Source organism: Candidatus Symbiopectobacterium endolongispinus (assembly GCF_018777385.1).
In the GTDB taxonomy this organism is placed as follows: Bacteria; Pseudomonadota; Gammaproteobacteria; order Enterobacterales; family Enterobacteriaceae; genus Symbiopectobacterium; species Symbiopectobacterium endolongispinus.
Genome location: NZ_JAFJYB010000002.1, coordinates 530,654 through 555,608 on the forward strand (window position 1 = coordinate 530,654; position 24,955 = coordinate 555,608).

Below are 24,955 nucleotides of genomic sequence, written 5' to 3' on the forward strand. Positions count from 1 at the left end.
CGGGTGTTTTATTAACTAAAGAGGATGTTATGGTAACAATTCGTTTGGCACGTGGCGGCGCGAAAAAACGCCCGTTCTATCAAGTCGTCGTGACTGACAGCCGCAATGCACGCGACGGTCGTTTCATCGAGCGCGTCGGTTTCTTCAACCCGATCGCAGCCGGTAAAGCCGAAGCTCTGCGTCTGGATCTGGACCGTATTGCACATTGGGTTGGCCAAGGTGCAACTATCTCTGATCGCGTTTCTGCGCTGATCAAAGATGCTAAAAAAGCTGCGTAATCTGCTGCGGTGGTGACAATGAGCAAGCAACTTAACCCGTCATCCCCTGTTAATCCCATCGTGATGGGAAAAATGGGGTCAACGTATGGTATTCGGGGTTGGCTCAGGGTGTTTTCCTCCACCGAAGAAACCGAAAGCATTTTTGATTACCAGCCCTGGTATATCCAGTCTCAGGGATCCTGGCAGATTGTCGAGATCGAAAGCTGGAAACACCACAATCAGGATCTGATCATCAAAGTAAAAGGTGTTTATGATCGCGATGCGGCAAATTTATTAACGAACGCTGAGATCGTTGTAGATTCTGCACAGCTCCCTGATTTGGAGGAAGGTGATTATTACTGGAAGGATCTTTTTGGCTGCGAAGTCATTACATCTGCGGGATATCAGCTGGGCAAAGTCATTGATATGATGGAAACCGGTTCTAACGATGTGCTGGTGGTCAAAGCTAACCTGAAAGATGCGTTCGGCGCGAAGGAACGGCTGATTCCGTTTCTGACCGGACAGGTTATCAAGCACGTAGACCTTTCTACGAAAACGATTGAAGTAGATTGGGACCCGAGTTTTTGAGCTCTGAATCAAACGAACGAACTGAGTGGAACGCAAAAATGTGGATTGGGGTGATTAGCCTGTTTCCAGAGATGTTTCGCGCAGTGGTTGATTATGGAGTCACTGGTCGGGCAGTAAAAAATGGCCTGCTGAACGTAACGTGTTGGAATCCTCGTGATTTCACCTACGATCGGCATCGTACCGTGGACGATCGCCCTTATGGTGGCGGCCCCGGTATGCTGATGATGGTGCAACCCTTACGGGATGCCATTCATGAAGCAAAGGCCGCGGCAGGCGACGGTGCCAGGGTAATTTATTTATCACCTCAGGGCCGTAAGCTGGATCAACAGGGCGTACGGCAGCTCGCAACGCATCAGAAACTGATTCTGGTGTGCGGCCGGTATGAAGGGATTGACGAGCGCGTAATCAGAACCGAAATTGATGAAGAATGGTCAATCGGGGATTACGTTCTTGGTGGCGGTGAGTTGCCAGCAATGGTGCTTATCGACTCGGTATCCCGTTTTATTCCTGGCGTGCTGGGGCATGAATCTTCTGCGGAAGAGGACTCCTTTGCAGATGGGCTGTTGGATTGTCCACACTTTACTCGTCCTGAAGTGCTGGAAGGCGTGGAGGTTCCCCTGGTGTTACTGTCGGGAAACCATGCTGAAATACGTCGCTGGCGATTAAAGCAGTCGCTTGGCCGAACCTGGCTTAGAAGACCTGAACTTCTGAAAAGCCTAGCTCTGACTGACGAGCAAACGGCGTTGCTGACTGAGTTCCAGCGTGAACATCAGCCTGAGCAACGAGAGGATTAGGGCGTTGCACTTCGGTGCGCGTACCCATGTATCAGTTTACCTAGGGTAAGAGACATATTATGAGCAACATTATTAAGCAGCTTGAACAAGAGCAGATGAAGCAGGACGTACCTGCATTTCGTCCGGGTGATTCCGTTGAAGTGAAGGTATGGGTCGTTGAAGGTAGCAAAAAACGTCTGCAGGCATTCGAGGGCGTGGTTATCGCTATTCGTAACCGCGGCCTGCACTCTGCATTCACTGTTCGCAAAATTTCTAACGGCGAAGGCGTAGAGCGTGTATTCCAGACTCACTCTCCGGTTGTTGACAGCATCACTGTGAAACGTCGTGGTGCAGTACGCCAGGCTAAACTGTATTACCTGCGTGAGCGCACTGGTAAGTCTGCTCGTATCAAAGAGCGTCTTAACTAAGAGTTCGCTAACGCGACATCCAAAAACTTTTAGTTACGAAGGGTTTAGCTAATGGCTAAACCCTTTTTTTATGTCTTCGTCCACATTCTGTCCACGCGAAAATTTTTTGTCCACGGCCACCATTTTCAGGGCGTAAAAAAACCCGCATTTGCGGGCGGGTGTTTGTGACGTTTTTTAAACCCACAGAGTACCTTGATTGGTTCGCGTTGGGTGCGGTGGGGCTGAGTTAACGTTACCGGGCGTCATAATCATGTCAGAGATAGTCTCCATTGATTTAAACGTGCAACTGCAATTGATGTTGGTACATTGATGATAACGCTCTTTGGTTTTAATACTCAGGTAACGACTGGATCGGGTATGTGCCGCGTGTTGGCACAGAGGGAAATGCATCATAGTGAACTACCTCATTTTTTTCCGGCTATGATGACATTATAACCACAAACACCAAAACTTAAAAATGCATATTTAAGTTTATATTTTAAGTTTCATCACTGGCTTCTAACTCAGCATCAGACAACAATACTTCCAGCTCTAACTGCGTGGTATAGCCGCTATTGCTCAGATCATGCGTCACTTTTGAGATTGTCCACAGCTGTTCGTCGATCACCTGCTTAAAGCCGCTGACCTGAACCTGGGTTTCCGGAAACAGGTCAGCGCGATAGAGAACTCAGCGACATCAAGCTGTAATTTGTCCCATTTCGCTTGTGCGGCACGCATGGCCTGTGCCTTGGTAGAAAACACGGTGGTCAGTTCCAGCACATTTTCATCGGTGCCGACCATGTAGTTACCCTCACGCGCCTCTGGCACCTTTGTTGTTTTCTTCGCTTTGGGATGGGTGGGTTGTGGCCCTTGATGCAGTAAGACTTTGCGCTGTACCTTAACCTTTTTAGGTTTCTTCGGCTTTGGCTCTTTGGTGTGCAACCAGCTTGCCGTCACCCCAGTGTAAGCCCCCGGTCAGCCAGGCTAAAACTATGACGATCGCCGTCACTGCGTTCAATCACCTGTTGCGGAATGGGTTTACCGCTGGCCGTCTTTCCCGTTCCGGGGCGGATAAACAGCAAACGCCCGGCTTTGATAGCCGCAATCGCGCCGTTGCGCTCAGCCAGCCGGGTAATAAACACCGCATCGGTTTCCTGCGTCTGGTCGATATGCGGGATTTTTATCCCGGCGAACCCGTCAGCCAGCATCGGCACAAGGTTATTACGCGTTGCCACCTGCGCCACAATCGCCCCCAGCGTGGTGTCGTGGTACGACAATTCCCGGCGCGAATTGAGCGACCCGCGAAAATCCGCGCTGCGCGCCCGGATAGTCATCGTGTCCGGTGCGTCCCGGTGTTCGATTTCGTCCACGGTGAAATCGCCTTTGCCGATCAGCGCTTCGCCCTGCCAGCCTAAAAACACCGACAGCACCGCGCCCCGGCGTGGCAACTGTACCTGCCCGTCGCTGTCATCGAGCTCGATGTCGAGTTGGTCGGCCTCAAAGCCCCGGTTATCGGTCAGATTCAGCGATAGCAGACGTGGGCTAATGATGGTGGTAATGTCCTGCTCATTCAGACGCAGCAGGTACGCGGGGGCGGTCTTACTGCCTGCGCGTACATTTAACGGGTTAATCATGCGAATAATCCCCCGATGGCGGATCGTGCCTTATTGGCAAGCGCTCCGGCGCTGCCCAGCAAGCCCTCGGCCTGCTGGCGCAAATCGCCTAGCATGGCAGATAGCGACGAATCTACGCGGGTCAGCGTCACGGTAAATTCAATGCGCCGGGCGCGGCCATCGGGGAAAAAGTCGGTTTTCGTCTGGCTGATACTGTTCACCACAAATACCCCGTAAATGGTGCCGCTGCCCTCAATCAGCGGCCAAGCCATCCCCTGATCGGCCATGGTTTCCAGCATCAATAATGACAGCGTGCCGCCCGTGATTTCCGGCATCAACTCACCCGACAGGGTGATTTTTTCCTCTTCAATGCCCAAGAACTGCAACGCCGGGCGCTGGCCGACGCGGCTGTTTGACGGCCAGCGGTATTCCACGTTGCGCTGCATGTTCTGGTAAGGCAGGGTCTGGAGCTGAAACACAAACAGCCCGAGCGTGAGCATCATGATTAGCCTCCCTGATAGCTGTATTGACTGAATGCGCGCGATCGCGCCGACCGTTCCCTCTGCTCAAACTGGCGCGCCACTTCCTGTGCTATGTCCTGCGCACTCTGGCCGGGCTGCGCAACAATGCTGATAGGCGCATGGATGCTGACCGTAGACGGTGCGGCGCTGGCCTGTGCCGTGGGGGCTATCGGACGATAGGCCGACATGTTCATGGCAGCAGACGCCATTGCCGCTGTTTCCCGGCGGCTGGTCACGTTGACCGGGCCTTCTACGATCTCCGGGCCATGCTCGCCGACCACGGCGAATTTTCCCAGCGGGATGCGCCCGCGTTTAAGGCAGCGGCCTGTTGCGGCGGTATGAGCTTATCCGCGCCCGGCAGGTTTTTCGATTTCTCATCAACCAGTCCCAGCTTTTCCAGTAGCCACGACACACCGGATCTCAGCGAATCCAACGGGTGCATCACGGCATTTAGCCCGTTAGCCAGCGTCTCGCCAAAACGTTTCCCCACGCTGGCCGCACCGTCCAGCTCGGCAGCGGTCGATTTAACCGGGGCCAGCAAATCACCGAACCAGCCAAACAGCGCTTTTACCGTGTCGCCTATCCATGTAAAAGCGGGTTGCAGCGGCGCAAAGGCGGCAATAATTGGCGCACTGGCGGCAACAAACCCCTCAACCACACCGCCGATAAAGGCCTTGATAGGCTCCCAGTATTTCCAGATAAGCAACGCGCCGCCAACAATCGCCGCGTTGGCCCGTTCTGCCGGATCTTTGATTTTCAGCAGACCATGTGCGGTTTTCTGCATGGCGGCACGCGCTTTATCGCCATCGCTGGCAATGGCAGTAGATATTTTGGCGGCATTGAGCCCGGCGGCGTCATAGGCTTCAATGCTTGACTCGGACATGTCCGAGCCGCGAATGCTGAACTCCTTTACCGCGTCGCCCGTCTTGTCCAGCGCAAATTTTCCTTGCTGCGCCATCTCCACAAGAAGCGTCATCGCCTCCGATCCGCTGAATCCCATATTGCGGAAGTGGGTCGAATACTCGCGCAGGATTTCCGGCAGTTCGCCGCGCATCTGTGCCGATACGCGCTGCATCCCGTATACCATCAAATCAAACGCCTCATCGCTGTTTTTAGCGAGGCCGTTTTTCATCATGATGGCCGCTATCTGGATACTTTCGGCAGCGTCGCCACCGAGTACCGCCTGCATGTCCAGCGCCTTACGCGATATACGGGTCAGCTCGGTTTCGCCCACATTTCCCAGCGCACCCAATGTGCTGCGCACCGCGGCGACTGCTTCCGCTATCTGATTGAGATCGCCACTGACACCTGTGGCATTAATCTGTTTGATAACGCGGGTGTACTGTTCGCCGTCGGCGCTATTCCCGCCCGTTTGTGCCGCGATGCGTGCGCCTTGTCCGTTGGCCTCAACGGCGGGAGCAATCAGGCGGCTTTCGGCATACAGCGCCGTCGAGCCGAGACCAAACGCCGCCGCACCGCCGTTGCGTACCCCGGCAGTGATGGCTTTGCCTTTCTCGTAGCGCTGACTGACTGCGTTCAGCTTTTCCTGTTGCTGGCTGACGCGCGCAAGGGCGGAGCGCTGCTGATCCAGCGTGGCGGTGGTTTGGGAAATATCGTTGCGTAATTTACGCTCATGGCCGGAAAGGTTGCGCGTGCTGATGCCCGCCTGTTGCAACTCTTCACGCTGACGCTGTAGCGACTGGCGCAGTTCGCCGTATTCGGTCTTGAGCGTTGCCGCCTGATGTTTCGCACTCGCCAGCGCCTTTACCTGCTGCTTGGTAGGGTTTTCGCTGTCGCGCCGTTCAGCCGACAGGGCAGCGGCTTTGGCTTGCGCCTGTTTGAGTGCCGCCCCGGTTTCGCTTAGCTGGCTTTTGGCTTTGCGAAAGCCCTCAATGCGTCCGGTCTGTGCGTTCAGGGTTTTAAGCTGGCCCTGTGAGTCGCGGATATCACCCGACAGTTTTTTACTGGCGGTTTGAACCGCCTTAAACGGTCGGGTGGCATTATCCACGGCCTTAAGCAAAACACTGAGCTGTAGATTATTACTCATTGGCATGTCCGCTGCGTTTCAGCGCCTTGTCGCGCCATAGAATCAACTCGGTAAGGCTCATTGGATAAAGCTCTGAGGGCGGCCAGTGAAAAATCACCCGATATCCGCCATCAGTTCATCAACGGTCAGGCTTCGTGGGAGGTCGCCTGCGGTGATTTCGGCGTCAAAAAACCGATCACCTTGCCAGCGGTGGCAATCATATCCGGCAGTTCCATGCGGGTGATTTCAGGTTCGGTCAGCGCCGGCACCGTCATACGCGGCAGTACTTTAATCATGGCGTCAACGTCTGAGTTTGCCACGGCGGCCAGATTGACACCGCGCAGGGTTCCGGTAGTGGGTTTAATCAGTGTGACGGTTTCGATCAGGGTGTCACCACGTTTAATCGGGGTTTCCAGCGTTACTACGTTATCGTGTTGGTTCATGATAATTCTCTGTATTCAGGGTGAAGAAAGACGGCCAGCATTGCGCTGGCCGCACAGGGTTACACCAGACCAATCGCCAGGCGGTGTTGCTCCAGACGGTCAACGCCATTGACACGCTCAATCATGTTGATGGTGTCAATTTCGATCATCTCTTTGCCGTCCATGGTCAGCTTGTAATAAGTGCACTGGGTAGAAATTTTGATTTCGGTGTCTTCCCCTTGCTTACTCTCGCCGCCGTCGATTTCTTTGTGACGCCCGCGCATCACCACTTCTACCGTAATGATTTCCCCGGTGTCATCACGCTGGTACGACCCAGTAAAGCGCAGCATGACCGCATCGGCACCCGGTGCGGCACCGTTCATGCCGCCGCCGCGATAGCTCCCCAGCTTGCGCGTGAGCTTCGGCAGCGTGACGGCGGTAGCGATCCCCATGTAGCTCATCCCGTCATTGAACAGGTTCATAAATTTCAGTTTGCGAGGCAGTGCCATAGCGTTGCGGCTCCTTAGCTGTTAACTGACGCGGACAGGTTCACCATATATTTATCGGTGATGCGCTGGCGCAGGGTGAGATTTTCCAGAGGGGGGACAGGCGTATGGTCATAATCGATATACAGTTTCCCGGCCTTGAGGGTTTCTTTATCGTTGGCGCTTTCGTCATACCAACAATCGGCATCAATGATGTAACCGTTGCTTTTCAACTCGCGGAACTTGGCCTTGATACCGTCGATAATGTCGCGGATAAGTGTTGCGGTCATCGCCTTGTCGTTGGCCCACATGTGCGCCTCTGCCATGGTGTCGGCAATCACCTGTGCGGTGCGGGTATAGTTCTCAAACAGGAACAGCGGATCGTCAGAGCAAGTGCGGTTGCCCCAGAAGCGGAAACCGTCTTTGCGTACCAGCGTAGTGACGCCTGCTTCATTGAGTAAATCCGCGTCAGTGCTGGGTGTCTGTAAATCCCAGAATACCGAGGCGCTGATCCCCGTCACGCCGTTGACGCCGACGTTAGACAGGGTTTTATTCCAACCTGTCTCTTGGTCAATCTTGGCGCGCAGTCCTAACGCGCGAGCGGTGGCGTAAGCTGTGGTGCTGGCGTTCGCGGTGGTATCCCATGCGATAAAGTCCGGCCAGATAACCATCAGTTCACGCTGGCTGAAATTGTCGCGGTAGTTGATGGCATCCGACAGGTTTTTGCAGCCCCATGCGCTGACATAACCAAAGGCACGCAGCGATTGGCAAATGGACGCTAGCGCGGTGGCGGCAGGTAACGAATCCAGCCCCGGCAAGTCGAGAATGCGCGGCTTAACCCCCGTAACTGCTTGTGCATCTAACAGGGTTTTCATCCCGGTGTATTTGCCGTTATCGTCGCTGCCGCCGATCACATTGCTGAGGGTTTCGGCTTCATCGTTACCATCGGCCACGCGCACCACGACGGTAACGGGTTTGGACTGGTCGGCAATTGCCGACAGGGCAGCGGCCAGCGTGCCTTTTTTTCCGGCTTTGCCGACGGCAGACAGAACATTGGTGATCAATACCGGGGTATTGAGTGGAAAGGTTGCCGCGTCGGCATCCGGTGCGGTGCACACCATACCGATAATCGCGGTGGATACAGTGGAAATAACGCGCGTGCCGTCATTGACCTCAACAACCTGCACGCCGTGATGGTAATCGCTCATCAGGCTCACTCCAGTGAAATAGGCAAGGTTATTGTGTTGTGCTGTCGATGAGGGCGAATCTTGTTGCTGCCCGGCTGGCGCTGGAACAACAAAGAGGGAAAGAAAAAACCCACCGGACAGGTGGGCGATAGTTGCAGTGCTTGGCCTATTTACCGATGGCGTGATAACACACATCTATGGCACTACCGGAACCGCTCCGCTGGTTCCACGCCACGGAAAAGCCTGCTTCTGACAGATTTCGAACTCTTATCACCAAACCATTGGTGTCTGCACCGCCATTCTCTTGGAGGAAAATCATCGGGGTTTCTGTAAACACTTTCGGGAAAACGACATCAAGCGGCGCGCCAATTGTTAGATTGAAACGCGCAAAAACCTCTATCTTTCCATCAGAAAATTTTCGCCAATGAAACCCGGTTCCTGCGCCAGTTTCAACGATACCTACCATGCCTAAATCAGACGATGTTAAATTGATGTCTTGCGTGCCGTCAAAATCGACCCCATTAATTTTACGCGTGGTTGACAGCTTTGCCGCCGCTACAGCGGTGGCGGCTTTCGCCAGATAACGGCCATCGGCCTCTGTTTTATTCCATGTATTGATATCTCCAGCCAACAAGTTGACGTCGGCAGAAAGCGGCTTTCCGTTAACCTTAATGGAGCGTAACGCATATTTTTGCGCAGCCTGTGTGTCGGTTAACGCGCCAACATCGGCAGCACGCCCGCAATATCGACGGCCAGCTTGCCGTCATAGGTCGATTCAAGCGTGATACCCGTCAGCGTGATGCGTGGCTCCCAGCGCAACAGCGCCATGTAACACGCGGCCATCACCTGCAATTTCACCGCCGGGCTTTGCGGCTGGTCGATCAGGGCAGACAGCAGCGAACCGTAATCACGGCGCATCACACGCGAGCCTATCGGTGTGATCAGAATGTCGCGCACGCTTTGGCGAATGTGCTCAAGGTCAGCCAGCACGGTGCCGTTATCGCGGCTCATGCCGCTATAGCGCGAGGTCATGGTGGCGTTCCTGTTGTTCCGCCGCTGTCGCCGGGGTGTTTGTGGGTGTGCAACACTTTGCCATTGGACGACAGCGAACCGCCGGAATGCTGGATATTGCCGCGCATTTCCCCGCCTTGCTGTACTTCCAGCGTTCCGGTGATCAGCTTGTTGGTGCAGACCACTTCCGGCGAATCCAGCGTGATGCGGGTATCGGCTTTCACCAGTACCAGTGGCACGGTCGCAGTAAGGGATTCGGAGGCGGTGACGTCGGCAGTCTTGATGCCGCTGACGGTCAGAGCACCGTTTTCGGGTTCGTACTCGATCACCGCACCGTCGGGAAAGCGGATATGCAGCGCATCAGCAGAGGCCGACGGCGCCGGGTTATCGTCTGAATAGATGCCGGGCAGCACAAAGGCGGTATCCAGTTCACCGCCGATAGACAGAATTAACACCTGCTCACCGATAGACGGCGCCCACCAGTCGCGGGAACGTCCGGCGCGACGGGTTAGCCAGTTCAACCAGTCGGTTGTCATGTCTCCGGTCTGCACCCGGCAAAGGGCGTCTTTTGTGTTGACGTGCGTCACGACGCCGACACGGATCAGATTGCGCAGCAGGCGCTGGATTTCGGTAAGGGTGGCTTGTGTTTTCATACGGGAAAGGATGCCGCCGGGGACAAGTCGCGTCAATGTAATGCGGCTTGCTGGTCTGCCAGACAACAAGCAACTTGTATATTGACAAATAAGCTACAGCTTATATTATATAAGCTGTAGCTTATTACGGAGTGGTAAGAATGTGGACGGTAGTTTTGACGGAACGATTTACCGCATGGTTAGAAGAACAGGAATGTTCTCTACAGGAAAAAATGGCGGCTGACCTGATGCGCCTTGAATTTTATGGCCCACAGCTTCCCCGCCCTTATGCTGACGATGTGAAAGGCTCACGATATCGCAATATGAAAGAGTTACGCGTGCAACATGCCGGGCACCCAATTCGAGCGTTCTTTGCTTTCGATCCCGAGCATCAGGCTATCGTGTTGTGCGCCGGGGACAAAAGCAATGATAAGCGGTTTTACGACACCATGATCCGTATCGCGGATGATGAATTTACCGAGCATCTGGCAAAGAGGAATCACTAATGAAAACGCTCAAAGAATTTATTGCGGCGCAACCACCAGAAAGTCAGGCCCGCATTAAAGAAATGGCCGATGAAATGATTCTGGAAACGGGTCTACAGATGTTGAGGGAAGAACTCCAACTTTCACAAAAAACCGTTGCCGACTCGATGGGGATTAAACAGCCCGCTATCACTCAGATAGAACAGCGCGGTAACGATGTCAAACTGGCAACGTTGAAACGCTATATTGAAGCGATGGGCGGCAAGTTAAGCCTGACGGTTGAATTACCGGACGGCGGCGGGCGGGTATTCCATATCTGAAAACATAAGTATGCCCCGAATCTACGGGGCATTATTTATTTGTATTAGCTCAGATTTGACCTGACACAGCTCTGTGCGAAAAGTGGTCACGTATTAAATGAGTGTATTGCTGCATAGTCTGGCATGCAAAAAAGGTGTTTAAAATCAGCCTGAATGCATGAAGAGAACATAGAGCATGAATGCTATTTTTATAGTAGAGCAACACATTGAATACGTGACAGAAAGGTATATGCTCTGTTTATTTTTAATATGATAATAAAAAATGGTGTTGGCACATTTTATAAAAAACTCAATCTGTCGTCTCTATTCTGTGATTTTTATCCTCTTTAAAGTTAGAGTGTTCTTTACTTTTTCTTTGAGTTAGAGTAAATATTACTTCTTTTTAATATTGTTGTGATTTATTCTGGTTAGGATGTGGTTTTATTATTGGTGAGGAAGATGCTTATGGTGTATTTTAATATTCAGTAATTATTTTACTGTGTTAATGCTTTCATTTCTTAGTGTCTTTATGCAAACCTCAGAAATTTTATCATGCAGGGTGGTTGTATCGATTAACATATTTTTTATAAAACAGGAGTACACGTTATGGAGGATAAAAATATGAGTTTCTCAAATGAATATTGTTTGACTCTCGATTCACTCAATCAGTTACCAATCATTTCCATAATGGAGAAGACCAATATTCCATGGGCTATAAAAGACAATAATTCAAAGTTTGTTTATTTAAATGAGTCTTGTCTTGATTTGTTTGATATTCAGACTGGCTTTGACTTTGAAGGACGGCTAGACGAGGAGATGCCATGTCAATGGTCTGAATATAGTAATGATTTCAAAGCTCACGACAGAAAGGCAGAGCAAAGCAAAGAGGGAGCCGAGATTATAGTCACATCTCCTTTTGGCCGAGAAAAGATCCTTTCTCCGTGGTACTTCCCCAAATTTCCTATCTACAACCCAAATGGAGATGTGTTAGGTACTGTTTTCTTTGGTAAGAAATTTAACTTTATTTCTGTGTGCGATTTTTTTAAACAGCTTACAACCTTCAGTGGTTACTATCACTCCTCCTGTAGATAATTTTACAGAAAGAGAACTTGATATCATCTTTTATGCCATTCAAAAACTGAGTGCAAAAGAAATAGCAGAAAAACTATTCTTATCAAATAGAACCATTGAGAACAGGCTTAAAACTATTTTATGAAAAGTCGGGTGCCACTCCTTAAAAGGGTTGATTGAATATTGCCATTCAACAGGGTTGAGTAGCTATGTACCTAAGGAAATTTTGCGTGAAGGTGTGAACTTTTTCTGGTAATTATACAGGGAAAACGGAAGGTTAGCGCTTATGAAGGCAAAAGTGAAAAAACATGGTTGTGTATCGGAGATTATTTTTTCTCGAATACACATTTTTAAAACCAAACTGATTATTAAAGCAATGTTGTGTTTTGGTGGTTCTTTTCTTATTGATTGTTTTTATCTGTCTCTTGATTCATTACCGCAAAGATATGCAACAGTCACTACCTATCATCAAATTAGTCAAATGGATATTTTCATTTTGTTGTTTGTTTTATTGTAAATATTGTTTTTTCTTTTTTCTTTTTGATAAATCTGGTAATGACAGCCCATAGAAAATAGGGTGTGAAGGCCAATGATGTAAAAAACACGCTAAGAATATAATTCATTGTTTGAATGAAAATTTAATAGCCCCCCCATTCAATACATCTTCGGGTAATGAATGCGTATAAAAATGGTTTCGGACGGGCGGCCATGGTTTGTAGTGATGTGGGTCGTGTATTCAATGAGTGGATGTAGCATCAAACGTAGTACTCGCGTTCAATGTAATTGCCGATAAGCCTATCGTGCATTTCGGACACGACCTGAGTTTTCACACAGCCTGCGCCCAAAGCAGACTGTCAGATTTGATTGTTTGCTGCCAGTGAAAACTATCAAATCTAAGATAATACAATTTATTTACTCAGGTGCTGAATCACTGAATCACTTACCCGTTCTTTATCCGAGCGCGTTATCCCCAAAAGCTGACGCTCAGGATATTGAATTTCTTTATTATGGCCGCGCTGTTTATCTGCTTGTCCGTAATGATGGATCTCGGCAACCCGCCGCGCTTTATTAGCAAATGTTATCGTTGCATCGTTGGGCGATGCTACTGCCAGCATGTATTTATTCTTCACAAGCTGCTGAAACATCCAGCTTTAGCCTTACCTGAACGGGTATTCACCCGCTCTTTTTTCACCTCAATAAAGCGCTGGATATCACTGATGTAAAACGAACGAATGGCTTTTCTGTCTGTATCATATCCGGTAAATAAGGTGCCGAATCGGGCTTTACGTTTACGCCAGTTTTTAAGGCTGCGCACCTCACCGTTCCACAGAATTTTCATTCCCCGCTGAACGTTGATGACCTGCGCCTTGCGCTGGGTAAATGCCGTACTGTCTGGACTTTTTTGCTTACGGATACGGGCTTGGTTGGTTTTTCGTAAATAGTTAGCAATGCCTCTTGCTAACGCCTTGCGACTGGCGGGAGACATTTTAGCCAGCAATCCCGCCAGTTCATCGTCAAACGGTTTCAGCTCATTCATGCCATATGCTCACTAACTGGCCATTGATATACAGTGACACCGGGCGCTCTACCGGGATCGGCAAGGGTGGCTCTGGTGCATGCGTCAAATGCAATGCCTTATCAACTTCTTTAACGATCATCCGCTCGGTGAGTTTCAGGCTGATACTGATATCACAGCTACCGTTATCATTAATATCCGCAATATAGGTAAACCCTTTAGGGTCATTAGTGATATCCGGCTGATTCTCCCGCAGCCATGCGTTGATCGGCACCAGTAACCAGTCGATATCATCGGTAAAATCTGTGATAACCAGATTCAGCGTGTACTGGTTTTCAAATGACAGCGACAAGGCGAGGGTTGACGTCACCGCGCCGCTGTCAATGAAAAGGTGCAACATATCGGGGTTGTTTTTCAGTACCGGCACCGCATCATTCAGGGCGCGGCGCAGGCTGCTGGGTTTCAGCATCGTGTTTCTCCTGACAGTGTTTGATGGTTTCAACCTGTAGCGCACAGCTCACCAGTGCACCTTCCAGTTGGCGATTGTCGGCGCTCAAGTCACCGTTGGTTTGCGGGCTGCTGCCCGGTATCGGGCAACTGGTTACTTTCGGACAGCCAACGTAAATAAGCGTCGGGGCCGTCAAAGGCGGGGCGGCGGTGCAGCCGCTTAATAGCATCAGGCATAGCAGCGCCATACCAACGACGCAGATCGGCATTTTCATTGAGTAGCCTCGTGATGGTGTTATCGCGGGAAGCAGCCAGTTGCCCGGCCTGTGAGAGTTTGAGGCGCAGTTCAGCCTGCGCCTGTTCATTACGCCGGGCGTTGCTTTGCGGCGGACTGTGCCAGCAGCGTGTCTTTTTGCTGACTCCTCGGGGCGATCCCCTGCAGGCTTACCGTGCGCTCAGCGCGGGAAAGCTGCCATTTTTTGACGGCCACTATGCTGAACAAACACACAATGACCAGCCCCATAAACTTTACCCATGGGTTCATCATGCCAGCGCTCCCCCTGCCTGCTGGTACACCTGAATCAGCGTATCAAGGCGGTGTTCCCGCTGGCCGTAACCCGCTCCCGGCAGCGAGGCCCAGATAGTGCGGCCAGAACAGATAAAGCTGCTGATAGCGCCCGGGCGCGGTGGACTTCTCACCCAGGCGGTTAAACACCTTGGCCGGACGACCCGCCGCGAACGGGTGATCGCGGTAGTCGGTGAAAATTTCTGGCCTGCCATCCAGCCCAGTGATAATCACGTCATAGCCGCTATTGCGCGTCAGCGGGTGCGTCGCCGTTCCCTCTGAAAAGGCCAGCATGTCCAGAAAGGCGGTCAGATTGTTACTGTTGGTCATGACCTTTCGTCCTCTTGTCCAACTGGCTTTTTATCAGCAACTCAATGGCCTGATAACCTGCAATGCCCAGCGCAGCACCTATGCCGTTAATCGCAACGGTCGACAGGTTAGGAAACTGCACCAGTGCCACCCCCGCCACCATCGAGACAAAGCCGCCTAACAAGGTACGGCCAATAAACAGGCGTAGCGTGACGGGCTCGCCGCCTGCCAGCACTTTGCCGACGACGATCAGCGCACCAATCAAAAACAAAGACAAAACGCTTTTATCGGGTTCGTTCACGATTCACTCCCATAACTGAACGGATTCACACGCCGGGGCGGTAGCGATATCGGGCAGCGTTACGGTGGTGCCGTGGGGCAGAATGGCCCCGTATTCGGCCAGCCCCGGATTAACGGATAACACCGCTTCAACCGCACCTTGTGTGCGCCCGTAGTGGCGATAGTAAAGGGCGTCCAGCGTGTCGCCCTGCTGTGCGATAACCTTCATCAGATATGCCCGATGATGCAGCGGGGCTTATCCTGTAACTGACTGATTGACCAGCGCGCATCACGCCAAAGCTCATCAATCGTGCCGTCGAGCGCATCCGCTTTGCGATCACCTTTGGCGCTGGCGTCATAGCCCCGGTAACGCTCGTACAGCGTCGCCGTGGTAATGGCGCTGACCGCGCGCAGATAGTGATGATGTTTCTCACTCTGGCCGTCGAGCTGCTCGGCGGGAACCTCGGCCAGCGTGGTAAATCCGGCCCCCCCCCCATTGCGTTTTCCGGTACTCGTGCAACTCGGCATTCACTTCTGAAATCGCGGTTAATGCCGTATGGCGCAGGCGTTCCGGCGTGACGGTGTTTTCCAGTCGCATCAATTTGCGCAGAGCTCCGGGATCCACATCCGGCCAAAAAAGGTATTTTTGATCACGGCTTCCTGTTCCGCAGGCACCGGAATAACCATCGCATCCGGGCGTGGCTCCGCGTTCGCGTTGAAAATCATTGTCGTCATGACAACCTCTGAATAGGTGGGCGGTGGACACAGGCTCAGAAAACGGGTAACCGTTCCGGCCTGTGTGCCGCCCGGCGCGGGGCGCGTTGGGTTAACGGCTGGCCGCTGCTTTGCGCAGCGCAGTTTCCAGCCGCTCTATGTCTTTTTTAACGCCGCTTCGGCTATCAAGCTGAAAGGCGCGTTTTAGGTGAAACAGGGCTTGCTCGGGCTTGCCGCTGTCACGCAGCACCAGACCGATAATTTTGTGCAGTTTGGCGCGCACCTGATCGGGCATGTCTTCCGCATCGGTCAGCGTCAGCGTGTCGATCAGCAACTCAATATTGACCGCCTGCCAGGCGGTATGGGCGCGGGGCGCGGTATCGGCCACCTCTTCGGCTAGCAGGTATGGCGTCGGGCGGGTGTAGCCCTCCGGCATCACCAGCTTGTGCGCCAGCGCATAGCGGGCAATTTCCAGCGCGCCGGGGACGTCTCCGGCGTCGAGCTTCCACACCATGACGGTCATCAGTACCGCATCCTGCGCGCCGCGCCCGTTGGCAAGTACCCCCGCCACCCACGGTGCATAAGCCTCTAACATTCCGCGTTTCATTTCGGCCTTACGCTCCATGGAGCGCACCTGTTTTAAAGTGCGTTTGTCAGCCGCAAGCCGGAACAGCATTTGCTCGTACCCGGTGGCCTGTCGCCGCAGATCATTCTCCAGCTGCGACGCCATCGCCGCTGATACCCGCATCATGTGACGCTGGGCGGGGCTTAACATGACTTAGGCTCCCGCGCTCGCTTTCGCGTCTTTATCTTTCTCTTCATCGGTGCGGAAATCACCCAGCACAATGTTTTCAATCAGGCAACCGCAGGTGTAATCCTCCACCACGTAATCCTGTTTAATGGACTCATAGTTTTCGATGCGATCACGTTTGGCGTTCTCTTCAATGTGGCGGCGGTGGCTGTCGTCCATGTAGTAAATCGACAGGTTATCCAGACTGGTGATCAGCAATGCATTGGCCGGGAAATACGGCGCACGTACTGCAGGCAGGTTGCCGATACGCTTCTGGCTGATAATCACATCAGCGGCCAGCGTTTCACTGTTGGGCTGTTGTTGGTTGACCAGCGGGAAATATTTGTCAGCCAGCAACTGACGGCCACAAATCACCACCAAATCCGGGTCTTCCTGATGCCATTCGGCGATCATGGTATTGGTTGCATCCATCACCAGCGCGTCGAGCGTGATATACGCGGCCGCTTTGCCGAGACCAACCCGGATTTTTTCGAAAATAACGGTGCCATCTTCTTCTGTTTCTTTATCCATGACGAGCTGAGGGGACTCGGTGCGGTATTTCTGCAACCAGCCCACCGCCACATCCTGCAACAGCGGATTTTTGGCGCGGTCAGAGGTTGTCGCACGTTTCACGCTGTGCCATCCGGCCATGATGTAATCCAGCGACTGACGTTTGGCGATGGCGTTACGTAAACGCAACTGGAAATCCTGAAAACGCACCCACAGGTCGAGGGTGTTGTAGCGGATATGGAAATCAAAGTTCATCTGTTCGCACTTGTACTGCCGGGCTTCCAGACTCAGCAAATCAGCGGTTTCGCGCTCATCTCCGCCGGACGTATCGGTGGTGCTGGCAACCGACCCGGACACACCGAGGCCGACCTTCTCCCCAGTCAGATCTGCCACCGGCACAATATTGATACGGGTCAGAAAGTCGCTGGACTCCTGCACCACTTCCATCAGCGACTGCGTGACCGACGGCTCCACGCTGAATTTTTTACTCAGCGTTTCCACCTCAACGCCATTGAGCGCGGCAAGCTGGGTCAGACTTTCGGTGCCGTCCAGCGTGGATTTGAGGTCGGTGAACTGCTGTTCACTGGCGCTCAACTTCTGCGTCAGCCCCGCAATGTCCTGCTGCTGGCGTTGCTCAAGCCGGGTAAAGCGTTGCTCCACGCTGTCGGCGTTGGCCTGCGCCTGCCCGGCGCCCTCCGCCACTGCTTCATGCACATTGTTAAAACGGGCATCGTCGCTGGACTGCTTGCGACCAAACAGGGCTTTCACGCGGGTTAACAGGGTCGGCTCAACGTCCGGCAGGTCTTCAAACTCCAGCGTCACTTCGATGGCGACGGAAAAGAGGTTTTCCGGGGAGGCTTTGCTGGTTGCCAGCGGGTTGTGTTTGGCTTTGGCGCTGAATTCCAGCATTTCGTTGCCGAGGCTGGCCGGGTTATTAGTGACCGCCAGACCGACCAGATAGGCTTTGCCGCTGTTGGCAAAATTGGGCTGAATCTCCATGGAGGTATAGACCTTTTGCGAGGCCTTATTCAGCGCGATCAGTTCGCCCGTTGGGGTGATTTTGGCGAACAGCGCCAGCTTGCCCTTTAGCGCTGAATCATCCTCAATCGTCTCCGCTTTCAGCTCGACCACATCGCCATAACGGGCTGTCAGGCAGCACGCCTTTGAGGTGCTCAAGGTTAATACGGCAACCGTAGACACGCGGATCAAAGGTGTCAGCCATGTTTTGAATATCGTTGGCGTCAATCACACGACCGTCGCAGGTGTCGCCCCTCAACACCAACGCGGAACCAATTAGAAACTTTCCTTGCCATTTTCTCATCCGTTGTTTGCGGGAAGTCGGGGCGAGTACCAGGCGTGTACCTTCGGCGCGCCATCAATCACGGTTTGCTAACTGCTGGCACAACAGGCACTTAAGGCGTGGAGGGGCGGCGCTGACGTAGCCTTGCCGTCATGAATACAGCCATCGATACTACCATCATCAGCGACCCACGACGACAGGCGGCTTTGCTCTACTGGCAGGGCTTTTCGGTGCGTCAGATTGTGGAAATACTGAACCAGAAAACGCCGACCGTGAAGAGCTGGAAACAGCGCGTCGGCTGGGACGCTATCGCCCCGGTATCGCGTGTCGAAGCCAATCTGGAAGCGCGGTTGATTCAACTCATCATGAAGACCAAAAAGGAGGGACACGACTACAAAGAGATTGACCTGTTAGGCCGTCAGATTGAACGTCTTGCGCGGGTGAACCGCTACAGCCAGACGGGCAATGAGGCGGATCTCAATCCCAACGTGCGCAACCGCAACAAGGGCGAACGCAAGGCACCGGAAAAGAACCTGTTCAGCGACGCCGCCATTGAGAAGCTGAACGACATTTTCCTCAGTGAGATTTCGAGTACCAGCGCGACTGGCATCAGGCCTGGCTACAGCACCGTATCCGCAATATCCTGAAATCGCGCCAGATTGGGGCAACGTTCTATTTTGCGCGTGAGGCGCTGATTGATGCACTGACCACCGGGCGCAATCAGATTTTCTATGCACCGACGCCAGAACTGACGCAAGTGGCCCGCGCTCACATGCAAGCGGCCGCGTGGCAAGTGGGGGTTAACCTGTCAACCAACGACGCCGGGCATGTGTTGTTGCACGATGCGCAGATTTCATTTTTAGGGGAAGAAAACCACTGCGCGGCCTATTCGGGTAATGTGTATGTTGATGAATTCCCGTGGTTTAAAAACCCACGCACGGCGTTTTTAATTGCCAAATCCATGTCGATGCATAAGCAATACCGCTGGACGCTTTACGGATCTACCTCTTATAACTACCTCGCTTTTCAGGTATGGCGCGGTGATTTTCAGCGGCGCACACATCCGCTGCCAGCCCTTTTCATGCCGGGCAGTTCGTTTGGCTCGGATGGTGTCTGGCGTCAGTCGCTGACGCTGGAACAAGCCATCGCGCATGGCTGTCTCCTGCACGATCTCGATGACATCAAACGGGAATGTACCCCGGAAGAATACCGGGTGCTTTTTGGTTGCGACTGGTCGCAGGCCATTAACAATAAGGAGTCAGTCGCGTGAAAAAACGTAAGTTTCGCCAGTCAACATCAACGCCAGCCAGCCCGGCACAACCGATGGAGGCATTCACCTTCGGTGAGCCATCCGCTGTGCTGGACCGCCGCGATATTCTGGATTACGCCGAGTGTATCCATAACGGCAAATGGATTGAGCCGCAGTGCACCACAGCTCACCGATCTACGTGAAACGTAACATTCTGGCGAGCACATTTATCCCGCACCCGCTATTGAGTCAGCAGGATTTTAGCCGCTTTGTGCTGGATTATCTGGTGTTTGGCAATGGCTTTCTGAAAAAGCGGTTGAACAGAACAGGCGGTATCTTACGGCTGGACTTCAGCCCGGCCAAATACACCCGACGCGGGGTAGAAGATGATGTTTGCTGGTTCGTGCAATCCTTCAAGGAGCCGCACCGTTTTGAACCGGGCAGCGTGTTTCATTTGCTTGAACCGGATATCAATCAGGAAATGTACGGCCTACCGGAATATATCAGCTCGTTGAATTCCGCTTGGCTGAACGAATCCGCGACGCTGTTCCGGCGCAAGTATTACCAGAACGGCGCGCACGCGGGTTACATCCTATACGTGACCGATGCGGCACCAAGCGGTACTGACGTAGATAAGTTACGCTCCGCGATGAGCAATACAAAAGGGCCGGGGAATTTTAAGAACCTGTTTTTCTACGCGCCCAACGGCAAGCCAGACGGTATCAAGATCGTGCCGCTCAGCGAGGTGGCGACCAAAGATGATTTTTTTAACATCAAGAACGCCCGCCGCGACGACCTGCTCAGTGCACACCGCGTGCCGCAGCGGATGATGGGGATTATCCCGAATAATACCGGGGGATTTGGGGATGTGGAGAAAGCAAGTCAGGTGTTTGTCAGGAATGAACTGGCGCCATTACAGGCACGAATCAAAGAGGTGAATGAGTGGGTCGGCATTGAGGTGATCACCTTTAAGCCCTACGCCCTGACAGAAGAATAACCCCGCCACAGAGCCGCTGGGTCAGCGGCTTTTTTATACCCGCCTCAGACCTCACCAATCGCGTTTTGCGCGCATCATGTAACAACCAACCCGATACATGGTAATCATCGCGGAAACCTCACAGCGGGGCGTCTAGGCGCGGGATGAATCACGCCTAGACGCCCTCGCGCGCAATGCTATCCCCGCCACGCCTGCCCGTTTTGTGTGTCGCTTTTCATGCACTCGCACGATCTGGCGCAATCCGCGCCAGCCGTGGCGCTAGCGGGGAAAAATTGACTGTAGATCGTCATGCAAAATCATGCGTGTCGTGTGTTATACATGCAACGCTAAAAGGTGGCATTCTCTAATCGTTTTTTTAATTATTCCAGTAACGCCGACCTGTCACTAATCACTGGGTGCTCTCTGGTTTCTATCGTGCCACTCGCCAAATCTGAAATGATCGACATAGCGGTTTTCAATCCCTCTACATCGCATTGAGCCACTAACGATATGTCGGCTATTAATTGAACCCACGACAAAACGTCTTGTATTTGTTCCGTGTTTTCCAAGGGATGCCACTTCCTTATTGGTTCTGTATACACATGGGTCTTCCCCTATCATGGTGGGAGACTCATAACCCCATGTTTAACCTGCCGTAATGGAACATCACTGCCACCTTAAAGCGTTCTTTGTTCCGGTATCCTCTGGACTTGATCCGCAGCAGCCTTATCTTGCTGTTTAGTGACTCTGCATTACCGTTTGATACCCTGTGTTTCATGGCATTCAGGATCCCGTACAGTCGTTTACGTAACGTCCGGGCGGCGCTGCTTAGTAGCGGGACACCAACGTCTTTTGCCATCCCTATCCATTCCAGCCACAGACGCCTGCTGTGTTCGTCATACCGGCGGTTCCAGAGTTCCCGGGCCAGCGCCTTCATTGCCCAGCAACGGCTGGTATCAGGCAGAACCATCTGCGCTGCTTCCAGTCTTTCTGCTATTCGACCATGACGTTTATGGCGACCGTACAACCACAGATAACGGGAACGATGTGCACTTTTTCGTGCCGGTAACGGGATGGTTTTCATCTCCAACTGTCGTGTTTTATCTACGACGGCACAGAGCATTTTCGCTACATGGAAGTGGTCGAACGCGATCTTCTCCACCGCGTTAGGCAGATGGAGCCGCGCTGCGCTTATATAGGATAGATTCATGTCCATCGACAGGGTTTTAATGGATTCAATCTGGCGGTCACCCAGACTCCGGAGATAGCCAGCAAGACTTTCAACTCCGCGATCATCTTTGAGTTCCAATGCCTGTCCTTGGGTATCAGAGATAACGGTGACGTACTGATGCCCCTTTTTGAAAGCGACCTCATCAACACAGAGATGACGTGCGGCCTGAGGTGTTTTTCGACGGGCCAGTCCACGCTTAACCGCCCGTTGCATAATATTATCGACAGCATTCCAGCTCAGCCTCAGCTGTTTCCTGACGGCATCCACGGTGCTGATTTTCAGCCATGAGATAACGAACGACTCGAACAACAGCGTATACCGGCTACCGGGGCCGGCCCATGGAACAGACAGCGTCTGGTAGCCATGCTCCGGGCACATAATACGGGGTACATCAGCTTCGACTATTGTCGCGAACTGACAGGTATCGAGATGGCGCCATTTACGATGTCGGTGATCGTGAATAGGACAAGATTTCCCGCAGGTTGGACAGGTTAACTGAGTGTTTTTCGCAATCTCAACTGTAACGGTAACAGAACCGGCATTTTCATCGAGAGAAAGAGACTTTACCTGCCACGGAATAGACAGGTTGAGGATATGAGCGTAGAGAGACTTTTCGTCCATGGTGGTGACCTCTGGCGATTTAATACGCCATTATCATGCCTTCAGCCACCACAACAAGGGAAGACCATTTTATATCCAGTATACTGTGGGTAAACGAATTTCTGAGGCGCACTGTTAGTGCTATGCTTGACGCCTCACACTATTGTTGAATGTTACTGTGCGTTGCCTGGTTTCGCGACGCTTAGTCCACTTTCTGGCAGGTTGTTCATGAGCAAACCCTTTAAACTGCACTCCGAGTTTACCCCCTCAGGCGATCAGCCTGAAGCGATCCGTCTGCTGGAAGAGGGGCTGGAGGCGGGGTTGGCGCATCAGACGTTGCTGGGGGTAACCGGTTCGGGAAAAACCTTTACCATTGCCAACGTGATTGCGGATCTTAACCGCCCCACCATGGTGTTGGCGCCCAACAAAACCCTGGCGGCGCAACTCTATGGTGAGATGAAAGCGTTTTTCCCTGATAACGCGGTTGAGTATTTCGTCTCTTACTATGATTACTACCAGCCCGAAGCCTATGTACCTAGCTCGGACACTTTTATCGAGAAAGACGCGTCGGTTAACGAGCATATTGAACAGATGCGTCTGTCAGCCACCAAAGCGCTGCTGGAACGGCGCGATGTGGTGGTGGTCGCGTCGGTCTCGGCTATTTACGGGTTGGGCGATCCCGATCTCTATCTGAAAATGATGCTGCACCTGACGGTAGGCATGATTATCGATCAGCGCTCGATTTTGCGCCGACTGACCGAACTGCAATATTCGCGTAACGATCAGGCCTTTACGCGTGGTACTTTCCGTGTGCGCGGCGAAGTGATTGATATTTTTCCGGCGGAATCCGATGAGATTGCGTTGCGCGTTGAGCTGTTCGATGAAGAAGTTGAACGCCTGACGCTGTTCGATCCGCTCACTGGCCAGCAGTTACAAACAGCGCCGCGCTATACCATCTACCCGAAAACCCACTATGTCACCCCGCGTGAGCGTATTCTTCAGGCGATGGAAGATATCAAGGTGGATCTCACTGAGCGTCGCAAAGTATTGTTGGAAAACAATAAACTGCTGGAAGAACAGTGGCTGACACAGCGTACGCAATTCGATCTTGAGATGATGAACGAACTCGGTTATTGCTCCGGTATCGAAAACTATTCGCGCTATCTTTCTGGACGCGGGCCGGGTGAGCCGCCCCCAACGCTATTTGACTACCTGCCTGCCGATGGATTGTTGGTGATCGATGAATCCCACGTGACGATCCCGCAATTGGGCGGCATGTACCGCGGTGACCGGGCGCGTAAAGAAACGCTGGTCGAATATGGTTTTCGTCTGCCGTCAGCGTTGGACAACAGGCCGATGAAGTTTGAGGAGTTTCAAGCGCTCGCACCGCAAACCATCTATGTTTCGGCGACACCCGGCAATTACGAACTGGAACATTCAGGCAGTGATGTCGTCGATCAGGTGGTGCGGCCTACAGGACTGCTTGACCCGCTACTGGAAGTGCGTCCGGTTGCGACGCAGGTGGACGATTTGTTGTCTGAAATCCGCAAACGCGTTGCGTTGAACGAGCGCGTGCTGGTCACCACCTTAACCAAACGCATGGCGGAAGATCTTACCGAATACCTGGAAGAACACGGCGAGCGCGTGCGTTATCTGCACTCGGACATCGATACCGTCGAGCGCGTTGAAATCATCCGTGACCTGCGACTGGGCGAATTTGATGTGCTGGTGGGTATCAACCTGCTCAGAGAAGGGTTGGACATGCCAGAAGTGTCGCTGGTGGCTATTTTGGACGCTGATAAAGAGGGCTTCCTGCGTTCGGAACGCTCCTTGATTCAGACCATCGGCCGTGCCGCACGTAACCTTAATGGTAAAGCCATCCTGTATGGCGACAAGATTACGCCATCAATGCAGCGCGCCATTCAGGAAACGGAGCGGCGACGCGAGAAGCAGCAAGCGTACAACGAAGCGCACGGGATTGTGCCTACCGGGCTTAACAAGAAAATCGACGATATTTTGCAATTGGGGCAACCGACGCCGAAAGGCAAAGGGCGTACCGGTCGTAAAGCCGCTGAACCTGCCGCAGAATATCATGCACTGACGCCAAAAGCGTTGGAGCAAAAGATTCGTGAACTGGAAGACCAAATGATGAAGCATGCGCAGAATTTGGAGTTCGAAGAGGCTGCGGCATTGCGTGACCAGATTCATGCATTATGTGAGCGATTTATCGCCGCATCCTGATTTCCCTTCGCGCCAGGAGCCGACATGACATTTTCTATACACGATGTAGATGTACTGTTTATCGCGGGCTTCGGCCCGATCGCTGCGGACGCGGTGGCCAGTCGATCGCTCTATCTGGACACGCTACATTTGCCGCTTAAACCGTTGGGGATTCGAGCGATTATCTGGTCGCCGATACGCTCGATGGAGTGAAGCACTTCGCGCTGTGGCCGTTGGCGCAGGCGAGCCAATCCTGCTTTGGCCGGATGACGTCACCGTGCCGCAAACCTGGTTGGAGTTTGAGGTTGCTGATATGGTGGCCGCCACGGCGGCGGTTAAACGGGTGGGATATACCTTGCTGGTAGATAACCGACTCGAACCGTGGGGGCAGTGGGTGACGCGTTTCCTTAGCCCGGAAGGCATTCTGGTTGGCGTTACCCATACGCCGTGGCTGCGCGGGGAATAGCCCTCG

Annotated in this window: 27 protein-coding genes and 10 pseudogenes; 11 read left to right on the forward strand and 26 right to left on the reverse strand. The window is 52.8% G+C overall.

The window, feature by feature from the left end:
• The first annotated feature begins 29 nt into the window (after window positions 1-29).
• The 4 genes from rpsP to rplS are packed head-to-tail and all read left to right on the forward strand — an operon-like array spanning window position 30 to window position 2,046.
• Window positions 30-278 carry a 30S ribosomal protein S16 gene (rpsP, locus tag JZM30_RS09330; RefSeq protein ID WP_196907624.1) on the forward strand — a complete coding sequence of 83 codons (249 nt, stop codon included), beginning with the start codon at window positions 30-32 and terminating at the stop codon, window positions 276-278.
• A gap of 18 nt (window positions 279-296) precedes the next feature.
• Complete coding sequence (rimM, locus tag JZM30_RS09335) at window positions 297-845, forward strand: ribosome maturation factor RimM (protein WP_252318441.1); 549 nt, start codon at window positions 297-299, stop codon at window positions 843-845.
• A 38-nt stretch (window positions 846-883) separates the two neighbouring features.
• Entirely contained in the window at window positions 884-1,639 is a 756-nt protein-coding gene (gene trmD, locus JZM30_RS09340) for a tRNA (guanosine(37)-N1)-methyltransferase TrmD (RefSeq protein ID WP_252318442.1), read from the forward strand.
• A 59-nt stretch (window positions 1,640-1,698) separates the two neighbouring features.
• Complete coding sequence (rplS, locus tag JZM30_RS09345) at window positions 1,699-2,046, forward strand: 50S ribosomal protein L19 (protein ID WP_222157879.1); 348 nt, start codon at window positions 1,699-1,701, stop codon at window positions 2,044-2,046.
• A 174-nt stretch (window positions 2,047-2,220) separates the two neighbouring features.
• Here the strand turns inward: rplS and JZM30_RS09350 are convergent, their stop codons facing one another.
• From JZM30_RS09350 to JZM30_RS09405, 12 genes and pseudogenes are all read right to left on the reverse strand, one after another.
• Window positions 2,221-2,439, reverse strand: coding sequence for a DNA-binding transcriptional regulator (locus JZM30_RS09350; RefSeq protein WP_252318443.1), 219 nt, complete (start codon window positions 2,437-2,439; stop codon window positions 2,221-2,223).
• An 85-nt stretch (window positions 2,440-2,524) separates the two neighbouring features.
• Window positions 2,525-3,659 (reverse strand): annotated as a pseudogene (locus JZM30_RS09355) (phage late control D family protein).
• On the reverse strand, window positions 3,656-4,141 hold the full coding sequence (locus JZM30_RS09360; RefSeq protein WP_252318444.1) for a phage tail protein: 486 nt from the start codon (window positions 4,139-4,141) through the stop codon (window positions 3,656-3,658). Before JZM30_RS09360 ends, JZM30_RS09355 begins: the two are co-directional and overlap by 4 nt.
• A 2-nt stretch (window positions 4,142-4,143) precedes the next feature.
• The gene (locus tag JZM30_RS09365; protein WP_252318445.1) at window positions 4,144-4,440 is read right to left on the reverse strand and encodes a hypothetical protein; all 297 of its coding nucleotides are present in this window, start codon (window positions 4,438-4,440) and stop codon (window positions 4,144-4,146) included.
• Complete coding sequence (locus tag JZM30_RS09370; RefSeq protein ID WP_252318446.1) at window positions 4,410-6,206, reverse strand: phage tail tape measure protein; 1,797 nt, start codon at window positions 6,204-6,206, stop codon at window positions 4,410-4,412. Before JZM30_RS09370 ends, JZM30_RS09365 begins: the two co-directional genes overlap by 31 nt.
• Window positions 6,199-6,317 (reverse strand): annotated as a pseudogene (locus tag JZM30_RS09375) (GpE family phage tail protein). Before JZM30_RS09375 ends, JZM30_RS09370 begins: the two are co-directional and overlap by 8 nt.
• Window positions 6,318-6,331: 14 nt before the next feature.
• Window positions 6,332-6,628, reverse strand: a complete 297-nt coding sequence (locus tag JZM30_RS09380) for a phage tail assembly protein (protein WP_252318448.1) — start codon at window positions 6,626-6,628, stop codon at window positions 6,332-6,334.
• A gap of 59 nt (window positions 6,629-6,687) precedes the next feature.
• A complete protein-coding gene (locus JZM30_RS09385; RefSeq protein WP_252318449.1) occupies window positions 6,688-7,116 on the reverse strand; it encodes a phage major tail tube protein in 429 nt (142 codons plus the stop codon).
• 14 nt (window positions 7,117-7,130) lie between these two features.
• Complete coding sequence (locus tag JZM30_RS09390) at window positions 7,131-8,300, reverse strand: phage tail sheath protein (RefSeq protein ID WP_252318450.1); 1,170 nt, start codon at window positions 8,298-8,300, stop codon at window positions 7,131-7,133.
• A 145-nt stretch (window positions 8,301-8,445) separates the two neighbouring features.
• A complete protein-coding gene (locus JZM30_RS09395) occupies window positions 8,446-8,913 on the reverse strand; it encodes a hypothetical protein (protein ID WP_252318451.1) in 468 nt (155 codons plus the stop codon).
• A gap of 77 nt (window positions 8,914-8,990) precedes the next feature.
• Window positions 8,991-9,311: a GPW/gp25 family protein gene (locus JZM30_RS09400; RefSeq protein WP_252318452.1), complete on the reverse strand. Its 321-nt coding sequence runs from the start codon at window positions 9,309-9,311 to the stop codon at window positions 8,991-8,993.
• Window positions 9,308-9,943 (reverse strand): phage baseplate assembly protein V, encoded by a 636-nt coding sequence (locus JZM30_RS09405; RefSeq protein ID WP_252318806.1) that lies wholly within the window; start codon window positions 9,941-9,943, stop codon window positions 9,308-9,310. The genes JZM30_RS09400 and JZM30_RS09405 overlap by 4 nt, the downstream gene beginning before the upstream one ends.
• A gap of 140 nt (window positions 9,944-10,083) precedes the next feature.
• Between JZM30_RS09405 and JZM30_RS09410 the strand changes: the two genes are divergently transcribed.
• The 3 genes and pseudogenes from JZM30_RS09410 to JZM30_RS09420 all read left to right on the forward strand — a co-directional run bounded on the left by JZM30_RS09410 (window position 10,084) and on the right by JZM30_RS09420 (window position 12,033).
• Window positions 10,084-10,428 carry a type II toxin-antitoxin system RelE/ParE family toxin gene (locus JZM30_RS09410; RefSeq protein WP_252318453.1) on the forward strand — a complete coding sequence of 115 codons (345 nt, stop codon included), beginning with the start codon at window positions 10,084-10,086 and terminating at the stop codon, window positions 10,426-10,428.
• Entirely contained in the window at window positions 10,428-10,727 is a 300-nt protein-coding gene (locus JZM30_RS09415; RefSeq protein WP_252318454.1) for a helix-turn-helix domain-containing protein, read from the forward strand. Before JZM30_RS09410 ends, JZM30_RS09415 begins: the two co-directional genes overlap by 1 nt.
• A 600-nt stretch (window positions 10,728-11,327) precedes the next feature.
• Window positions 11,328-12,033: pseudogene (locus JZM30_RS09420) on the forward strand (helix-turn-helix transcriptional regulator).
• A 652-nt stretch (window positions 12,034-12,685) separates the two neighbouring features.
• On the opposite strand, the gene JZM30_RS09425 reads toward JZM30_RS09420, so the two are convergent.
• From JZM30_RS09425 to JZM30_RS24985, 13 genes and pseudogenes are all read right to left on the reverse strand, one after another.
• A complete protein-coding gene (locus JZM30_RS09425; protein WP_252318455.1) occupies window positions 12,686-12,922 on the reverse strand; it encodes a phage virion morphogenesis protein in 237 nt (78 codons plus the stop codon).
• Window positions 12,904-13,314 (reverse strand): phage virion morphogenesis family protein, encoded by a 411-nt coding sequence (locus JZM30_RS09430; protein WP_252318456.1) that lies wholly within the window; start codon window positions 13,312-13,314, stop codon window positions 12,904-12,906. Before JZM30_RS09430 ends, JZM30_RS09425 begins: the two co-directional genes overlap by 19 nt.
• A complete protein-coding gene (locus JZM30_RS09435; RefSeq protein WP_252318457.1) occupies window positions 13,307-13,762 on the reverse strand; it encodes a phage tail protein in 456 nt (151 codons plus the stop codon). Before JZM30_RS09435 ends, JZM30_RS09430 begins: the two co-directional genes overlap by 8 nt.
• Entirely contained in the window at window positions 13,725-14,009 is a 285-nt protein-coding gene (gene lysC, locus JZM30_RS09440; RefSeq protein ID WP_252318807.1) for an Rz1-like lysis system protein LysC, read from the reverse strand. The genes JZM30_RS09435 and lysC overlap by 38 nt, the downstream gene beginning before the upstream one ends.
• A pseudogene (locus tag JZM30_RS09445) lies at window positions 13,936-14,085 on the reverse strand (Rz-like lysis system protein LysB); the annotation flags it as partial. The pseudogene JZM30_RS09445 and the gene lysC, both read right to left, overlap by 74 nt.
• A 19-nt stretch (window positions 14,086-14,104) precedes the next feature.
• Window positions 14,105-14,287, reverse strand: a complete 183-nt coding sequence (locus tag JZM30_RS09450) for a hypothetical protein (protein ID WP_252318458.1) — start codon at window positions 14,285-14,287, stop codon at window positions 14,105-14,107.
• Window positions 14,284-14,635: pseudogene (locus JZM30_RS09455) on the reverse strand (lysozyme). The gene JZM30_RS09450 and the pseudogene JZM30_RS09455 overlap by 4 nt, the downstream one beginning before the upstream one ends.
• On the reverse strand, window positions 14,622-14,915 hold the full coding sequence (locus JZM30_RS09460; RefSeq protein WP_252318459.1) for a phage holin family protein: 294 nt from the start codon (window positions 14,913-14,915) through the stop codon (window positions 14,622-14,624). Before JZM30_RS09460 ends, JZM30_RS09455 begins: the two are co-directional and overlap by 14 nt.
• 3 nt (window positions 14,916-14,918) lie before the next feature.
• Window positions 14,919-15,122: a tail protein X gene (locus tag JZM30_RS09465; protein WP_252318460.1), complete on the reverse strand. Its 204-nt coding sequence runs from the start codon at window positions 15,120-15,122 to the stop codon at window positions 14,919-14,921.
• Window positions 15,122-15,628 (reverse strand): annotated as a pseudogene (locus JZM30_RS09470) (head completion/stabilization protein). The gene JZM30_RS09465 and the pseudogene JZM30_RS09470 overlap by 1 nt, the downstream one beginning before the upstream one ends.
• A gap of 91 nt (window positions 15,629-15,719) precedes the next feature.
• Window positions 15,720-16,382 carry a phage terminase small subunit gene (gene gpM / locus JZM30_RS09475; protein WP_252318461.1) on the reverse strand — a complete coding sequence of 221 codons (663 nt, stop codon included), beginning with the start codon at window positions 16,380-16,382 and terminating at the stop codon, window positions 15,720-15,722.
• Between the two features lie 3 nt (window positions 16,383-16,385).
• Entirely contained in the window at window positions 16,386-17,459 is a 1,074-nt protein-coding gene (locus tag JZM30_RS09480; protein ID WP_252318808.1) for a phage major capsid protein, P2 family, read from the reverse strand.
• A gap of 396 nt (window positions 17,460-17,855) precedes the next feature.
• A pseudogene (locus JZM30_RS24985) lies at window positions 17,856-18,228 on the reverse strand (GPO family capsid scaffolding protein); the annotation flags it as partial.
• Window positions 18,229-18,359: 131 nt separating this feature from the next.
• Between JZM30_RS24985 and JZM30_RS24715 the strand changes: the two are divergent.
• Together JZM30_RS24715 and JZM30_RS09500 are read left to right on the forward strand one after the other, a co-directional pair.
• A pseudogene (locus JZM30_RS24715) lies at window positions 18,360-19,471 on the forward strand (terminase gpP N-terminus-related DNA-binding protein); the annotation flags it as partial.
• 2 nt (window positions 19,472-19,473) lie between these two features.
• Window positions 19,474-20,453, forward strand: a pseudogene (locus JZM30_RS09500) (phage portal protein).
• Window positions 20,454-21,063: 610 nt separating this feature from the next.
• On the opposite strand, the gene JZM30_RS09505 reads toward JZM30_RS09500, so the two are convergent.
• A complete protein-coding gene (locus JZM30_RS09505; RefSeq protein ID WP_252317421.1) occupies window positions 21,064-22,284 on the reverse strand; it encodes an ISL3 family transposase in 1,221 nt (406 codons plus the stop codon).
• A gap of 207 nt (window positions 22,285-22,491) precedes the next feature.
• Between JZM30_RS09505 and uvrB the strand changes: the two genes are divergently transcribed.
• Both uvrB and JZM30_RS09515 read left to right on the forward strand, forming a co-directional pair.
• Complete coding sequence (gene uvrB / locus JZM30_RS09510) at window positions 22,492-24,504, forward strand: excinuclease ABC subunit UvrB (protein ID WP_252318463.1); 2,013 nt, start codon at window positions 22,492-22,494, stop codon at window positions 24,502-24,504.
• Between the two features lie 24 nt (window positions 24,505-24,528).
• Window positions 24,529-24,949: pseudogene (locus JZM30_RS09515) on the forward strand (VOC family protein).
• Window positions 24,950-24,955: the final 6 nt, after the last annotated feature.

Bases quoted from the DNA above. Each gene is read 5' to 3' on its own strand.
- rplS (WP_222157879.1), top strand. From the start codon at position 1,699: ATGAGCAACATTATTAAGCAGCTTGAACAAGAGCAGATGAAGCAGGAC.
- JZM30_RS09350 (WP_252318443.1), bottom strand. From the start codon at position 2,439: ATGATGCATTTCCCTCTGTGCCAACACGCGGCACATACCCGATCCAGT.
- gpM (WP_252318461.1), bottom strand. From the start codon at position 16,382: ATGTTAAGCCCCGCCCAGCGTCACATGATGCGGGTATCAGCGGCGATG.
- JZM30_RS09385 (WP_252318449.1), bottom strand. From the start codon at position 7,116: ATGGCACTGCCTCGCAAACTGAAATTTATGAACCTGTTCAATGACGGG.
- JZM30_RS09425 (WP_252318455.1), bottom strand. From the start codon at position 12,922: ATGTTTCAGCAGCTTGTGAAGAATAAATACATGCTGGCAGTAGCATCG.
- JZM30_RS09465 (WP_252318460.1), bottom strand. From the start codon at position 15,122: ATGAAGGTTATCGCACAGCAGGGCGACACGCTGGACGCCCTTTACTAT.
- JZM30_RS09505 (WP_252317421.1), bottom strand. From the start codon at position 22,284: ATGGACGAAAAGTCTCTCTACGCTCATATCCTCAACCTGTCTATTCCG.
- JZM30_RS09360 (WP_252318444.1), bottom strand. From the start codon at position 4,141: ATGATGCTCACGCTCGGGCTGTTTGTGTTTCAGCTCCAGACCCTGCCT.
- JZM30_RS09450 (WP_252318458.1), bottom strand. From the start codon at position 14,287: ATGATGAACCCATGGGTAAAGTTTATGGGGCTGGTCATTGTGTGTTTG.
- JZM30_RS09415 (WP_252318454.1), top strand. From the start codon at position 10,428: ATGAAAACGCTCAAAGAATTTATTGCGGCGCAACCACCAGAAAGTCAG.
- uvrB (WP_252318463.1), top strand. From the start codon at position 22,492: ATGAGCAAACCCTTTAAACTGCACTCCGAGTTTACCCCCTCAGGCGAT.
- rimM (WP_252318441.1), top strand. From the start codon at position 297: ATGAGCAAGCAACTTAACCCGTCATCCCCTGTTAATCCCATCGTGATG.
- JZM30_RS09430 (WP_252318456.1), bottom strand. From the start codon at position 13,314: ATGAATGAGCTGAAACCGTTTGACGATGAACTGGCGGGATTGCTGGCT.
- JZM30_RS09390 (WP_252318450.1), bottom strand. From the start codon at position 8,300: ATGAGCGATTACCATCACGGCGTGCAGGTTGTTGAGGTCAATGACGGC.
- JZM30_RS09380 (WP_252318448.1), bottom strand. From the start codon at position 6,628: ATGAACCAACACGATAACGTAGTAACGCTGGAAACCCCGATTAAACGT.
- lysC (WP_252318807.1), bottom strand. From the start codon at position 14,009: ATGCCGATCTGCGTCGTTGGTATGGCGCTGCTATGCCTGATGCTATTA.
- rpsP (WP_196907624.1), top strand. From the start codon at position 30: ATGGTAACAATTCGTTTGGCACGTGGCGGCGCGAAAAAACGCCCGTTC.
- trmD (WP_252318442.1), top strand. From the start codon at position 884: ATGTGGATTGGGGTGATTAGCCTGTTTCCAGAGATGTTTCGCGCAGTG.
- JZM30_RS09370 (WP_252318446.1), bottom strand. From the start codon at position 6,206: ATGAGTAATAATCTACAGCTCAGTGTTTTGCTTAAGGCCGTGGATAAT.
- JZM30_RS09400 (WP_252318452.1), bottom strand. From the start codon at position 9,311: ATGACCTCGCGCTATAGCGGCATGAGCCGCGATAACGGCACCGTGCTG.
- JZM30_RS09405 (WP_252318806.1), bottom strand. From the start codon at position 9,943: ATGAAAACACAAGCCACCCTTACCGAAATCCAGCGCCTGCTGCGCAAT.
- JZM30_RS09410 (WP_252318453.1), top strand. From the start codon at position 10,084: ATGTGGACGGTAGTTTTGACGGAACGATTTACCGCATGGTTAGAAGAA.
- JZM30_RS09435 (WP_252318457.1), bottom strand. From the start codon at position 13,762: ATGCTGAAACCCAGCAGCCTGCGCCGCGCCCTGAATGATGCGGTGCCG.